The following is a 13,687-nucleotide window of genomic DNA, read 5'->3' as shown; positions in this document are numbered from 1 at the left end:
CTTTCGAGCGGATGGCCACCTGCTGGAGAACAGTCTAGGGGCGTGGACGGTTCGTTTCTCAAGCGGAACAGGCCCGAATGCGCGCGGCCTTCCCGGCCCGGGCCCGGCCGGCCGCTGACCGGCCGTCAGCACGAGGGCCGCCGTTCCCGGAAGCCCGCTTCCGGCCTGTGACGCGGTGTGCGTCCGATCGGTTCCCGCACACCGCGCCTACCCTCCTCCGAACGAGTGAACACCCCTCGGCGGTCGCCACCGTCCCCGGTCCGGAATCAGCCCCGGATGGTGAGGATGACGCCGTCGAGCTCCTCCGGTTTGACCAGCACGTCGCGGGCCTTGGAGCCCTCGCTCGGGCCGACGATGCCGCGCGACTCCATCAGGTCCATCAGCCGGCCGGCCTTGGCGAAGCCGACCCGGAGCTTGCGCTGGAGCATCGAGGTGGAGCCGAACTGGGTGGAGACCACCAGCTCGGCGGCCTGGATCAGCAGGTCCAGATCGTCGCCGATCTCCTCGTCGATCTCCTTCTTCGGCCCGGAGCCGACCGTCACGTCGTCCCGGTAGACGGCCGTCAGCTGGTCCTTGCAGTGCTGGACGATCGCGGCGATCTCCGCCTCGGTGACGAACGCGCCCTGCATGCGGATCGGCTTGCTGGCGCCCATCGGCAGGAAGAGCGCGTCGCCCTTGCCGATCAGCTTCTCCGCGCCGGGCTGGTCCAGGATGACCCGGGAGTCGGCCATCGCGGAGGTCGCGAAGGCCAGCCGGGACGGCACGTTGGCCTTGATCAGGCCGGTGACCACGTCCACCGAGGGCCGCTGGGTGGCCAGCACCAGGTGGATGCCGGCGGCGCGGGCGAGCTGGGTGATGCGGACCACCGAGTCCTCGACGTCACGCGGGGCGACCATCATCAGGTCGGCCAGCTCGTCGACGATCACCAGCAGGTACGGGTACGGCTTCAGCTCCCGCTCGCTGCCGAGCGGCGGGGTGACCTTGCCGGCCTTGACCGCCGCGTTGAAGTCGTCGACGTGCCGGAAGCCGTACGCGGCGAGGTCGTCGTAGCGCAGGTCCATCTCGCGCACCACCCACTGGAGGGCCTCGGCGGCCTTCTTGGGATTGGTGATGATCGGCGTGATCAGGTGCGGGATGCCCTCGTACGCGGTGAGCTCGACCCGCTTGGGGTCGACCAGCACCATCCGGACCTCGTCCGGGGTGGACCGGACGAGCACCGAGGTGATCAGGCAGTTGATGCAGGACGACTTGCCCGCGCCGGTCGCACCGGCGACCAGGATGTGCGGCATCTTGGCGAGGTTGGCCATCACCGTGTGGCCCTCGACGTCCTTGCCCATGCCGACGACCATCGGATGGGTGTCCTCGGCGGCCGTGCGCGAGCGCAGCAGGTCGCCGAGGTTGACCATCTCGCGGTCCCGGTTGGGGATCTCGATGCCGACCGCGGACTTGCCGGGGATCGGGCTGATGATCCGCACGTCCGGGCTGGCCACCGCGTACGCGATGTTCTTGCCGAGCGCGGTGATCCGCTCCACCTTGACGGCGGGGCCGAGCTCGACCTCGTACCGGGTGACCGTCGGACCCCGGGTGAAACCGGTGACCTTGGCGTCCACCTTGAACTCGGCGAAGACCCCGGTGAGCTGGGCCACCACCTCGTCGTTGAGGGCGCTGCGGGCCTTGGCCGGGCCGCCGCGCTCCAGCAGGTCCAGCGAGGGCAGCGCGTAGGTGACGTCGCCGGCGAGCTGGAGCTGTTCCATCCGCACCGGCGCCGGGCCGTGCTCCTCGGGCGCCGGCTGGGCGCCGCTGCGGGCGGCCGGGACGGCGGCCTCCTCCGGCGGGGCGGTGCGGTCCTGGACCTGGTGCATCATGTCCGCCACCGCCGAGGAGGCGGGCACGCCGTAGACCAGCGCGCCGTCCAGGTCGGCGGCCGCGCCGGCGGCGAGATTCCGGGTCGCGTACGGGTCGTCCAGGTCCTTCGCGAACATGTCGGGGACGGCGGCGGCCTCCTGCTCGTCCGGCTGCTTCCGCCGTCGGCGGCGCCGGCGGGCGGCGACCTCGTCCCCCGGGCTGTCACCGTCGGTGTCCACGGTGAAGGGCAGCGCCGAGGGGTCCGCGTCCTCGGGCGGCTCGGTGGACAGCTCACGCTCCGGCGTACGCCCCTCGCCCAGTTCGTCCTGCGGCCCGGGCTCGACCACGCCGAGCCGCACGCCGACGCCGCGCAGCCGCTCGGGGATGCGCTTGACCGGGGTCGCGGTGGTGACCAGCAGGCCGAAGAAGGCCAGCAGCAGGAGCAGCGGTACCGCCAGCGGCGGCCCGGCGGCCGCCATCATCGGGGTGGAGACGGCCCAGCCGACGATGCCGCCGGCCGTCCTTATCCGGGTCGCGCCGCTGCCCATCATGGGCGCGCCGCAGCCGATGTGGACCAGGCCGAGCACGCCGACCACCAGCGCGCTCAGGCCGATCATGATCCGCCCGTTGGCCTCCGGCAGTTCCGGGTGGCGCATCAACCGGATCGCGACCGCCGCCAGCAGGAACGGCACCAGTACGTCCAGCCGGCCGAAGAGCCCGGACACCACGTTGGTGGCCGCCTCACCGAGCCAGCCCTGCGGGCTGAACCAGGTGCCGGCGGCGGTGACCAGCGCGAGCGCGAAGAGCAGCAGGGCCAGTCCGTCCCTGCGGTGCTCCGGGTGCAGGTTCTTGGCGCCGTCGCCGAAACCGCGGAAGATCGCGCCGAGCCCGTTCGCCAGGCCGAGCCAGACGAACCGGACGGCGCGGAAGAGGAAGGGCTGCTGCGGGGGCGGTGCGGGGGCGGGTTTGGCCGCCGCCTTCTTCGCCGGAGCGGGCTTCCTGGCGGCCGTCTTCTTCGCGGGCGGCTTGGCCGGAGCCTTCGCCGCGGCCTTCTTGGACGGTCCCGGACTCGAGTTGCGTGCCGCGCTTCCGGGCGTACGTGTGGCCATGGTTCAGCAGCCTACCGGGGTCGGCCACCTGTGCACATGTGTCCGAGCCGGGGTGCCGGACGTGTCGCAGACACACCGTCACCCTGATCCACTTTCACCCGAAGGAGTGAAAGCAGTCCGGCGGCTACTCGGCGCCGGGGCGCATCGCCTCCAGCGCACGCCGCAGGCCGGCCAGCTTGCGCTCCAGGTGTGCCGCGGTGGCGGCCACGCCCGCGTCCTCGGTGGTGTCCAACTGCTTGCCGAGCGCCTCGGCCTGCTCCTCGACCGAGGCCAGCCGCGCCGACAGCTCGCCCAGCAGCGCGCCGCCGAGGGTCGACTGGCCACCCGCCTCCAGTTGCAGGCGCAACAGCGCGGCCTGCTCCTTCAGCTGGCAGTTCTTCATGTAGAGGTCGACGAAGACGGAGACCTTGGCGCGCAGCACCCACGGGTCAAACGGCTTGGAGATGTAGTCCACCGCACCGGCCGCGTAGCCGCGGAAGGTGTGGTGCGGCCCGTGGTTGATCGCGGTCAGGAAGATGATCGGGATGTCCCGGGTACGCTCGCGCCGCTTGATGTGCGCGGCCGTCTCGAAGCCGTCCATCCCGGGCATCTGGACGTCCAGCAGGATCACCGCGAAATCGTCGGTGAGCAGCGCCTTGAGCGCCTCCTCACCGGACGCCGCGCGCACCAGCGTCTGGTCCAGCGCCGAGAGGATCGCCTCCAGCGCCAGCAGGTTCTCCGGCCGGTCGTCGACCAGGAGGATCTTCGCCTTCTGCATTACGACCCGCCCTCCTGTCGCCTGCCTGCCTGGGGAAGGCACCCGCGTATTGCCCACCACTACCCCGGTCATGCTAGCCGCACCCCCTCGCCCGGCACATCGCTCCGTCGCAGAATGATCCGGAGCGGCGCGCACCCAGTGCACCGGCGCACGCTCAGCAGCGAGTCGCCATGTGGTCACTGTTCGCAACGATCGGTGACCCTACCGGGTTCCCGCCCCTCCCCGCCAGCAACCCGGCCCCCGGGCTGGCGCGAAGACCGGAGCCCGCTCCGGGGTTCACGCCCCCGGGTGGGACCGCGGTCAGTCGCGGTGCAGGCGCTGGTGCATCACCGCGAGCAGGTGGTCGGTCTCGACCGGCTTGGTGATGTGGTCGGTGGCGCCGGCCTCCAACGACTTCTCGCGGTCGCCCTTCATCGCCTTGGCGGTCAGCGCGATGATCGGCAGACCGGCGAACTGGGGCATCCGGCGGATCGCCTCGGTGGTCGCGTAGCCGTCCATCTCCGGCATCATGATGTCCATCAGGACCAGCGCCACGTTCTCGTGCTGCTCCAGCATCTCGATGCCCTCACGGCCGTTCTCGGCGTAGAGCACGGTCAGGCCGTGCTGCTCCAGCACGCTGGTGAGGGCGAAGACGTTGCGGACGTCGTCGTCCACGATCAGCACCTGCTCGCCGTCGAAACGGGTGTCCGACCGGCCGCCGTGGCGGGGCGCCGGGCCGGGCTCCGGCAGGCGGCCGTCGGCGGGCGGCTCCAGGGCCGCGGCCCGGCGGCGTTCGACGGCGCCGCGGCGGCGTTCCTCCGCGAGTTCGCGGACCTCCTGGGCCCAGTGGTCGGCCGGGTTCTCGCCGACCGGCACGGGCATGCCGGCCGACGTCACGGCGACCGAGGCGCGGACCGCCGGGGCGTTCGGCACCGCCTGCTGCGGGGCGGCGGTGCCCGGGGCCTCGGTGCGCAGGGGCAGGTACAGCGTGAAGGTGGACCCCTTGCCGAGCTCGCTCTCGGCGTGGATCTCGCCGCCGAGCAGCCGGGCGATCTCCCGGCTGATGGAGAGCCCGAGGCCGGTGCCGCCGTACTTGCGGCTGGTGGTGCCGTCGGCCTGCTTGAACGCCTCGAAGATCTCCCGCAGCTTGTTGTCGGGGATGCCGATGCCGGTGTCGGAGACCGAGAAGGCGATCAGCTCGTCGTCCGGGCCGGCGATCGCGCCGGCCTCCAGCAGTCGCTCGCGGACGTGCTGCGGGACGTCGGGGCCGGCCGGGCTGATCGAGAAGTCGACGGCGCCGCTGTCGGTGAACTTGACCGCGTTGGAGATCAGGTTGCGCAGCACCTGCTGGAGCCGCTGCTCGTCGGTGTGCAGGGTGACCGGCAGGGCGGGCGAGACCCGGACCGCGAAGTCGAGGTTCTTGTCCAGCGCGACCGGCTGGAAGGTGGCCTCCACGTAGTCGACCAGCTGGACCAGGGCGATCCTGGCCGGGCGGACGTCCATCTTGCCCGCCTCGACCTTGGAGAGGTCCAGGATGTCGTTGATCAGTTGGAGCAGGTCGGATCCGGCGCCGTGGATGGTGTCGGCGAACTCGACCTGCTTGGGCGAGAGGTTGCCCTCGTTGTTGTCGGAGAGCAGCTTGGCGAGGATCAGCAGCGAGTTGAGCGGGGTGCGCAGCTCGTGCGACATGTTGGCGAGGAACTCGCTCTTGTAACGGGAGGCCAGGGCGAGCTGCTCGGCGCGCTCCTCCAGGACCTGCCGGGCTTCCTCGATCTCGCTGTTCTTGATCTCGATGTCACGGTTCTGCTGGGCGAGTTGCTCGGCCTTCTCCTGCAACTCCTCGTTGGTGCGCTCCAGCTCCTCCTGACGCGCCTCCAACTCGGCGGACCGCATCGAGAGTTCGGCGGTCAGCCGCTGGGACTCCAGCAGCAGGCCCTCGGTCTTGGTGTTGACGCTGATGGTGTTGACGGTGACGCCGATCAGGTCGGCGATCTGGTTGAGGAAGTCCAGCGCGACGGTGGTGAAGGAGCTGAAGGTGGCCAGCTCGATCACGCCCAGCAGCCGGCCCTCGAACAGCACCGGAAGCACCACGATGTGGGCCGGTGAGGCCTCGCCGAGGCCCGAGGCGATCTTGAGATACCCGGGAGGCGCCTCCTTGAGGATGATCGGCCGCTTCTCCACCGCCGCCTGGCCGATCAGCGACTCACCGGGCCGGAACGTCGTGGGCATCGCCCGCCGCTGGTAGCCGTAGCTGCCGATCAGACGCATCACGGTGTCGTTCTCGTCGTCGTCCTCGGTGATCAGTTCGGCGGTCCGGCCGGCCGGCTGGGCGAGGAAGAACGCGCCGTGCTGGGCGGAGACCACCGGGGTCAGCTCGGTCATGATCAGCGAGGCGACCGCCTCCAGGTCCCGGCGGCCCTGCAGCAGGCCGGAGATCCGGGCCAGGTTGGTCTTCAGCCAGTCCTGCTCCTGGTTGGTGCGGGTGGTCTCGCGCAGGTTGGCGATCATCTGGTTGATGTTGTCCTTGAGCTCGTCGAGCTCTCCGGCGGCGTCCACGTCGATCCGCAGGCTGAGGTCGCCCCTGGTCACGGCCGTGGCGACCTGCGCGATCGCGCGTACCTGCCGGGTCAGGTTGTTGGCCAGCTCGTTCACCGACTCGGTGAGGTCCTGCCAGGTGCCGTCCACCCCGGGCACCCTGGCCTGGCCGCCGAGCCGCCCGTCGGTGCCCACCTCGCGGGCCACCCGGGTGACCTCGTCGGCGAACGAGCCGAGCTGGTCGACCATGGTGTTGATGCTGGTCTTCAGCTCCAGGATCTCGCCCCGCGCGTCGACGTCGATCTTCTGCGAGAGATCGCCCCGGGCGACCGCCGTGATCACCAGCGCGATGTTGCGGACCTGACCGGTCAGGTTGTTGGCCATCAGGTTGACGTTGTCGGTCAGGTCCTTCCAGATACCGGCCACGCCCGGCACCCCCGCCTGACCGCCCAGGGTGCCGTCGGTCCCCACCTCGCGGGCGACCCGGGTCACCTCCACCGCGAACGCGGAGAGCTGGTCGACCATGGTGTTCAGGGTGCCGGCGAGCGCCGCGACCTCGCCCTGCGCGTCGATGGTGATCTTCTTGGAGAGGTCACCGCGGGCCACCGCGGTGGCGACCTCGGCGATGTTCCGCACCTGGCTGGTCAGATTGGACGCCATGAAGTTGACGTTGTCGGTCAGGTCCTTCCAGATGCCCGACACCCCGCGCACCCTGGCCTGACCGCCCAGGATCCCCTCGGTGCCCACCTCGCGGGCCACCCGGGTGACCTCGTCGGCGAACGCCGAGAGCTGGTCGACCATCGTGTTCACGGTGGTGACCAGCTCCAGGATCTCGCCGCGGGCATCGACGGTGATCTTCTTCGACACGTCCCCGCGGGCCACCGCGGTGGTCACCTCGGCGATGTTGCGGACCTGGCTGGTCAGGTTGTTGGCCATCAGGTTGACGCTGTTCGTCAGGTCCTTCCAGGTGCCGGACACCCCCGGCACATTCGCCTGGCCGCCGAGGATGCCCTCGGTACCGACGTCCCGGGCGACCCTGGTCACCTCGTCCGCGAAGGCCCCCAGCTGGTCCACCATCGTGTTGATGGTGTTCTTCAGCTCCAGGATCTCGCCCCTGGCGTCCACCTGGATCTTCTGCGACAGATCGCCCTTGGCGACCGCGGTCGTCACCTGCGCGATGTTCCGCACCTGATCGGTGAGGTTGTTCGCCATGAAGTTGACGTTGTCGGTCAGGTCCCGCCAGACCCCGGCCGCGCCGGGCACCTGTGCCTGGCCGCCCAGCCGCCCCTCGGTACCCACCTGGCGGGCCACCCTGGTCACCTGTTCGGCGAACCCGGAGAGCTGGTCCACCATGGTGTTGATGGTGTTCTTGAGCTCCAGGATCTCGCCCCTGGCGTCCACCTGGATCTTCTGCGACAGATCGCCGCGCGCCACCGCCGTGGTCACCTGGGCGATATTGCGCACCTGACCGGTCAGGTTGTCGGCCATGAAGTTCACCGAGTCGGTCAGGTCCCGCCAGACCCCGGCGACGCCCGGCACCCGCGCCTGGCCACCCAGCCGGCCCTCGGTCCCCACGTCCCGGGCCACCGTGGTCACCTGCGCGGCAAAGGAGTTGAGCTGGTCGACCATCGTGTTGACGGTGTTCTTCAGCTCCAGCATCTCGCCGGCCACCTCGACCGTGACCTTGCGCGACAGATCGCCCTTGGCCACCGCGGTCGTCACCTGGGCGATGTTGCGCACCTGCGCGGTCAGCCGACCGGCCATGGTGTTGACCGAATCGGCGAGGTCCTTCCAACTGCCCGAGACGCTGCGCACCTTGGCCTGGCCGCCCAGCTTGCCCTCGGTGCCGACCTCGATCGCCACCCGGGTCACCTCGTCGGTGAACTCCGACAGCTGGTCCACCAGCCCGTTGACGGTCCGGCCGATCTTCAGGTACTCGCCGCGCAGCGGGTGGCTCACCCCGTTGCTGTGCAGCGAGCGCAGCTCCATCTTCTGGTCCAGGTCGCCCTCGGCGATCGAGGCCAGCACCCGGCCCACCTCGGCCATCGGCCGGGCCAGATCGTCGATCAGCGCGTTGCAGTTGTCGACCGCCGCCATCCAGGCACCCTCGCCCGCACCGGTCTCCAGCCGCTCGTTCAGCCGGCCCTCCCGGCCCACCGCACGCCGGACCCGGGCCAGCTCACCGGTCAGGTGCTGGTTGCGCTCGGCGACCTCGTTGAACACCGCGGCGATCTCCGCCAGCGGCCCGTCCCCCGGCACCATCAGCCGGCGCCTGAAGTTGCCGTCCCGCATCGCGGTGAGCGCGGCCAGCAGCTTGCGCAACTCGGCCGGCTCGGCTCCCCGGTTGTGGCTCGCTCGCCGGCCGACCGCGCTCCGCGGCGCGGTCCCGGACCGCCCGCCGCGCGGGGCGGGCGGCGTCGTACCGGTTGCGTCCTTGGTGGCCGAACTCAACGGGCCCCTCCCACATCGTGAACTGTCCGGTGACCGTCCGCGCCCGCTCCAGGGCCCGGCTCCGGGCACCGGCCCGGCGCAACAGCGTCCCGGCGACCGCTCACGGCCCACCGGCATCCACACCGACCGTACTGCTCCGACCGGCCGTCGCGGACCCCCCAGTCTGGCAGCACTGGCGGCGGGTATACGGCTGGTTGCGCTCTGTTGGTACCGCACCGGCCGAAACAGGTGGTCAGAATCACCCTCAGGTGCCTGTTTCGACGCCCCGCCCCCACGGGGAACCAACCGGAAAGTAGGGTGGGGCGCTGCACCGGACCACGACCCGACCCAGCGCCGCCGCTCACCCGCCGGCGCGCACGGGGAGTCGGCGCCGCACCCGGACAGCCCAGGCCAGAGCAGAGGAGAAGTGGCAACGTGGTCACCGCGCGCGCAGCCGCCACCTTCGAACCCGTCGGCCGCTCGGCCGGCGCCGCCCGCGGCTTCGTGCGGGACGCGCTACTGGGCTGGGGACTGCCCGAAGTCGTGGACGACGCGGTGGTGCTGGTCAGCGAACTCGTCACCAACGCCGTCGTGCACGCCGGCACCGCCGCCGAGGTCTGCTGTCTCAGGGAGGACGCGAGCGTCCGGATCGAGGTCACCGACCACCACCCCGAACGCGGCCTGCCGTCCTTCGCCGACGTCCCCGTCACCGCCTCCGACCGCTACGCCGACCCCGACGGCGAGGGCGGCCGCGGCCTGCTGATGTGCTCCGCCCTCGCCGAGCGCTGGGGCGTCGAGTACGCGGCCGGCTGCAAGACCGTCTGGTTCCGCCTCGCCCTGCCCGACCAGGTGGCCGGCACCCGCTACGCGGTACCCGCGACCCCCGGCAGCGAGCTGCCCAGCAGCCCGGGCCCGGTGCACGTCGCCGTCGTGCAGCTCGACGACGACGGCTGCGTCCTGGCCTGGAACCCGGACGCCGAGGCCCTCTTCGAGCACCCCGCCGACACCGTGCTCGGCCGTCCCTGGGCCGATCTCGCCGCCTGGCCGCAGTCCCCCGGCATCGGGCTGGGCCTCGCCGAGACGCTCCGCCTGGCCCGCTGGGAGGGCAGCTTCGGCCTGCGCTGCCCGGACGACCGGATCGTCGACGTCTACGGCCTCCAGGTCCGCGTCCGCGACACCGAGGGCGTCCCCTCCACCCTCTGTCTGCTCGTCCTCGAACCCGACCGCGCGGTACTCCGCTCCCCCGCCCGCGCACTGCCCGGCGACAAGAACGACCCCACCGGCGGCCGGCTCGACCTGCTCGCCGGTCCCGTCGTCGCCGACGACCTCGACACCCTGCTCCAGCGCACCGTCGAACGCGCCCGGGACCTGCTCGACGCCGATGCCGCCTACCTGCTGCTCACCAGCGACGACGAGACCGAGTTCGAGGTCCGCGCCGCCGCCGGCCTCACCATCGGCCACCGCCGCCCCATCCGCTTCCCGGTCGAGAGCGGCACCCGTTACGACTCCGCCCGCCTGCCCTCCGTCCACGAGGACCTCAGCACCCGGCCCACCGCGCTGCCGGTCCTCGCCGGCAGCGGCATGCGCTCACTGCTCACCGTCCCGCTCAAGGTCGAGGGCCGGCTGATCGGCTCCCTCGGCATCGCGACCACCGCACCCGGCCGGTACGACAACGAGGACGCGCTGCGTCTGCAGTTCGCCGCCGACCGGGTCGCCCTCGCCGTCGAGAGCACCCGGCTGACCGAGCTCGAACGGCTGCGCCGCGGCTCGCTCTCCTTCCTCGTCGAGGCCTCCGACCTGCTGGCCGGCACCCTGGAGCACGAGCAGACCCTCGCGCTGATGGCCCAGATGGCCGTCCCCACCCTCGCCGCCTGGTGCGCCGTCTACACCAACGGCGACCACGGCGCACCGGCCTCGCTCGCCTTCGTGCTGCACGAGGACGAGGACCGCATCGACCCGCTGCGCGCTCTCCTCGACAAGACCCCCGCCCCGGACTCCGGCCCCACCCACGGCGTCCGCTTCTGGCCCGCCCCGGTCGAGACCGCGCGCGCCAGCGGGCTCACCGACCACCCCGAACTCTCCGGCCTGCTCGGCGAAACGGTGGTCCTGCCGCTCACCGCCCGCAACCGGGTCATCGGGCTGCTCGCCCTCGGCACCCCGGCCGGAGTCCGGTTCCGCCAGGAGATCCTCGAACTCGCCGAGGACCTCTCCCGCCGGGCCGCCCTCGCGCTCGACAACTCCCGGCTGTACTCCGAGCGGACCGCCACCAGCCAGGCCCTGCAGCGCAGCCTGCTGCCACCGGAGCTCCCCGAGATCCCCGGCGTCGAGGTCGACGTCTACTACCAGGCCGCCGGCGAGGGCAACGAGGTCGGCGGCGACTTCTACGACCTCTTCACCATCCGCGAGGGCACCTACGGTTTCGCCATCGGCGATGTCTGCGGCACCGGCCCCGAGGCGGCCTCCGTCACCGGCCTCGCCCGGCACTCGCTACGGCTGCTCGCCCGCGAGGGCCTGGATGCCCCGCAGGTCCTCAGCCGCCTCAACGCGGCCATCCTGGACGAGGGTTCGCGCAGCCGCTTCCTCACCCTGCTGTACGGGGAACTGACGCCCCGACCGGACGGCAGCACCGAGCTCTCACTGGTCTGCGCCGGCCACCCGCTGCCGCTGCGTCTGCGTACCGACGGCCGGGTCGACCGGGCCGCCACCCCGCAGCCGTTGCTCGGCGTCATGGACGAACTCGAGCTCACCGCCGAACACTTGGTGCTCGCCCCCGGCGAGGTCCTGCTCTGCGTCACCGACGGGGTCACCGAACGGCGCGAGGGGCGGCGGATGCTGGGCGACGACGGCCTGGCCGAGGTGCTCACCGGCTGCACCGGGCTGACCGCCGGAGCGGTGGCCCTCCGGGTGCAGCGGGCCGTCGAGCGCTTCGCTCCGGAGCCGCCGTCCGACGACATGGCGATCCTCACCCTGCGGGTGCCGAACCAGCGGGTGGGCTGAGCGAGCCGGTCCGACCGACGGCCGATCGTGAGCGTTCCACAGCTGACAGCGCCACAAATTGTGCGATTCACAAGGGTACAAGCGAGCGGGGCCGGGTACACCGATCTCACCGGGGAACTTCCCGGAGGGGACCTCCGCCGACAGCCCTTCTGCCGGCCCATCACCTGACCGCCGCCGCCCGCACGCTCCCGTCGTGCGCCTTCGGCACGGCGTTCCGCGCGAATCGTCACGCGTCCTGGCACGCGTCCCGTCACGACACGCCTCATCGCACCTCATCGCACTGACTGCGCATGCGCGCGCCCAGAGTGAAAGGAGCCTCCGGTGAGCAATGAAGCTACCGGGGCACAGAACGCCCGTTCCACCGGAGCCGACGCGGGTAACCTCGGCTACCTCGCGCTCGGCCTGACACTGCTCGCCTACGGCCTGCTGTCCACCGGCATCTTCAGTGGCACCGGAGTCAAGGACGCAGCCTCTCTCGCCCACCTCGTCGGCGGTCTCACCCTGTTCATCGCCGGTATCTGGCAGCTCCGGGCCGGTGAGGGCTTCACCGGGACGGCCTTCACCAGCCTCGGCGCCTTCTGGGCCACCTGGTCCGCGGCCGGTGGTGCCGGAAAGAACGCGGCGGGCCTGTTCCTGCTGCTGTGGGCCCTGCTGGCCCTCACCCTGACCGCCGCCGCCTGGCAGTCCGGCCTGTTCAGCCGGCTCGTCTACGGTCTGCTGACGGTCTCGCTGGTGCTCTCCGCGATCGCCACCTTCAGCACCTCCGGTGGTCTCGCCAAGTTCGCCGGCTGGGTCGCCGCGGCCTCCGGGCTCGCCGCCTGGTACTGGGCCACCGCCTCGCTGACCAACAGCGGATGGGGCCGGGCCGCGCTCCCGGTCAAGTAACGGCCTGAACGCCGGTGGGGCCGGACCTCCCTTGTCAGGAGGTCCGGCCCCACCGGCCCGCGCGCGCCCGCTGGGCGCCGTCGTTGGACGCGGGGCCTAGCTTCCGGCCGAGGCCCGCTCGTCTGCCCGCTCGCCCGCCCGGGTGCCCGCCACCACGTCTGCGGCGCCCTCCGCCGTCCTGACCGCCGCACGCCGGGTCCACCAGCGCGCCACGCCGGCCTGGGCCGCGTACGCGAACAGCAGGATCGCGACGGCGACCAGGCCGTCCGCCCAGAAGTGATTGGCCGTGACCACCACGACCGCGACGGTCAGCACCGGGTGCAGCACCATCAGCCAGCGAAGCGGACTCCTTGACACCTTGATCACCGCCACCGCTGCCAGCACGCACCACGCCACGTGCACCGAGGGCATCGCCGAAAGCTGGGCGGCCACCACGACCCCGCCCACCGCGCCCCCGTACACCGACTGTCCGTACTCCGCGGCCACGTCGACGAACCCGTTCTGCGGGAGCATCCGGGGCGGCGCCACCGGGATGAACTGAACGGCGAGGCAGATCGCCGTCGTGATCACCACGGTGTTGCGGACCCACGTATAGCGCGCGCGATGCCGGACGAAGACCCAGAGCAGCACCCCGAGCATCACCGCGAAGTGCATGGCGGCGTAGTAGTAGTTGGCCGTCTTCACCAGCACCGGGTACGGCGTGGCGGCAGCCTGCCAGGAGGCCTCGTCCGGCAGGCCGACCGCCAACTCCGTCCGGTGGATCCAGCTCGCCCGGTCCAGCGCGTGGTCGGCGCTCATCACGGAGAGATGTCCGACCAACTGCCAGAGAGCGAACAGCGCCAGCAACGTGCCGGCTTCCCGCAGCAGCGCCGAAAGCGGGGCCCGCCGAACCCTGGAAGCCGCGTACGCCCCCCCGTAGAGAGCGACCGCGGCGCCCCCGGCGGACTGCCAGGTAAGGGTCAGGTTCTGCAACGGATCGCGCCTCTCCACCGAGCTGGTTTGCTGGGGAGACGTTAACGCAAAAAGACCCCCTCCCAAATGGGAGGGGGTCTTTTTGGAATGATTGTTCGGCGGCGTCCTACTCTCCCACAGGGTCCCCCCTGCAGTACCATCGGCGCTGTGAGGCTTAGCTTCCGGGTTCGGAATGTAA

The 13,687-nt window shown here is 71.3% G+C and carries 6 protein-coding genes and 1 rRNA gene; 2 read left to right on the top strand and 5 right to left on the bottom strand.

The window, feature by feature from the left end; translation table 11 throughout:
* Nucleotides 1-266 precede the first annotated feature (266 nt).
* The 3 genes from ACIQIB_RS27515 to ACIQIB_RS27505 all read right to left on the bottom strand — a co-directional run bounded on the left by ACIQIB_RS27515 (nt 267) and on the right by ACIQIB_RS27505 (nt 8,517).
* On the bottom strand, nt 267-2,954 hold the full coding sequence (locus ACIQIB_RS27515; protein WP_363609618.1) for a DNA translocase FtsK: 2,688 nt from the start codon (nt 2,952-2,954) through the stop codon (nt 267-269).
* Nucleotides 2,955-3,078: 124 nt separating this feature from the next.
* Nucleotides 3,079-3,711: a response regulator gene (locus ACIQIB_RS27510; RefSeq protein WP_363609620.1), complete on the bottom strand. Its 633-nt coding sequence runs from the start codon at nt 3,709-3,711 to the stop codon at nt 3,079-3,081.
* A 300-nt stretch (nt 3,712-4,011) separates the two neighbouring features.
* Nucleotides 4,012-8,517: a HAMP domain-containing protein gene (locus ACIQIB_RS27505; RefSeq protein ID WP_400761349.1), complete on the bottom strand. Its 4,506-nt coding sequence runs from the start codon at nt 8,515-8,517 to the stop codon at nt 4,012-4,014.
* Between the two features lie 573 nt (nt 8,518-9,090).
* Here ACIQIB_RS27505 and ACIQIB_RS27500 point away from each other — a divergent pair.
* On the top strand, nt 9,091-11,652 hold the full coding sequence (locus ACIQIB_RS27500; protein ID WP_400657434.1) for a SpoIIE family protein phosphatase: 2,562 nt from the start codon (nt 9,091-9,093) through the stop codon (nt 11,650-11,652).
* Between the two features lie 321 nt (nt 11,653-11,973).
* Complete coding sequence (locus ACIQIB_RS27495; protein ID WP_400761269.1) at nt 11,974-12,537, top strand: acetate uptake transporter; 564 nt, start codon at nt 11,974-11,976, stop codon at nt 12,535-12,537.
* Between the two features lie 96 nt (nt 12,538-12,633).
* Here ACIQIB_RS27495 and ACIQIB_RS27490 read toward each other — a convergent pair whose 3' ends face one another.
* Both ACIQIB_RS27490 and rrf read right to left on the bottom strand, forming a co-directional pair.
* A complete protein-coding gene (locus ACIQIB_RS27490; protein WP_400761267.1) occupies nt 12,634-13,527 on the bottom strand; it encodes a phosphatase PAP2 family protein in 894 nt (297 codons plus the stop codon).
* Between the two features lie 75 nt (nt 13,528-13,602).
* Nucleotides 13,603-13,687 (bottom strand): 5S ribosomal RNA (rrf, locus tag ACIQIB_RS27485); the annotation flags it as partial.

The organism is Kitasatospora sp. NPDC092286 (genome assembly GCF_044755565.1).
Lineage (GTDB): Bacteria > Actinomycetota > Actinomycetes > Streptomycetales > Streptomycetaceae > Kitasatospora.
Note: the sequence above shows the minus strand (reverse complement) of the source record. Positions and strands in the feature narration are given on the sequence as shown.

Coding starts and splice junctions, on each gene's coding strand:
- ACIQIB_RS27515 (WP_363609618.1), bottom strand. CDS start 2,954: ATGGCCACACGTACGCCCGGAAGCGCGGCACGCAACTCGAGTCCGGGA.
- ACIQIB_RS27510 (WP_363609620.1), bottom strand. CDS start 3,711: ATGCAGAAGGCGAAGATCCTCCTGGTCGACGACCGGCCGGAGAACCTG.
- ACIQIB_RS27505 (WP_400761349.1), bottom strand. CDS start 8,517: ATGCGGGACGGCAACTTCAGGCGCCGGCTGATGGTGCCGGGGGACGGG.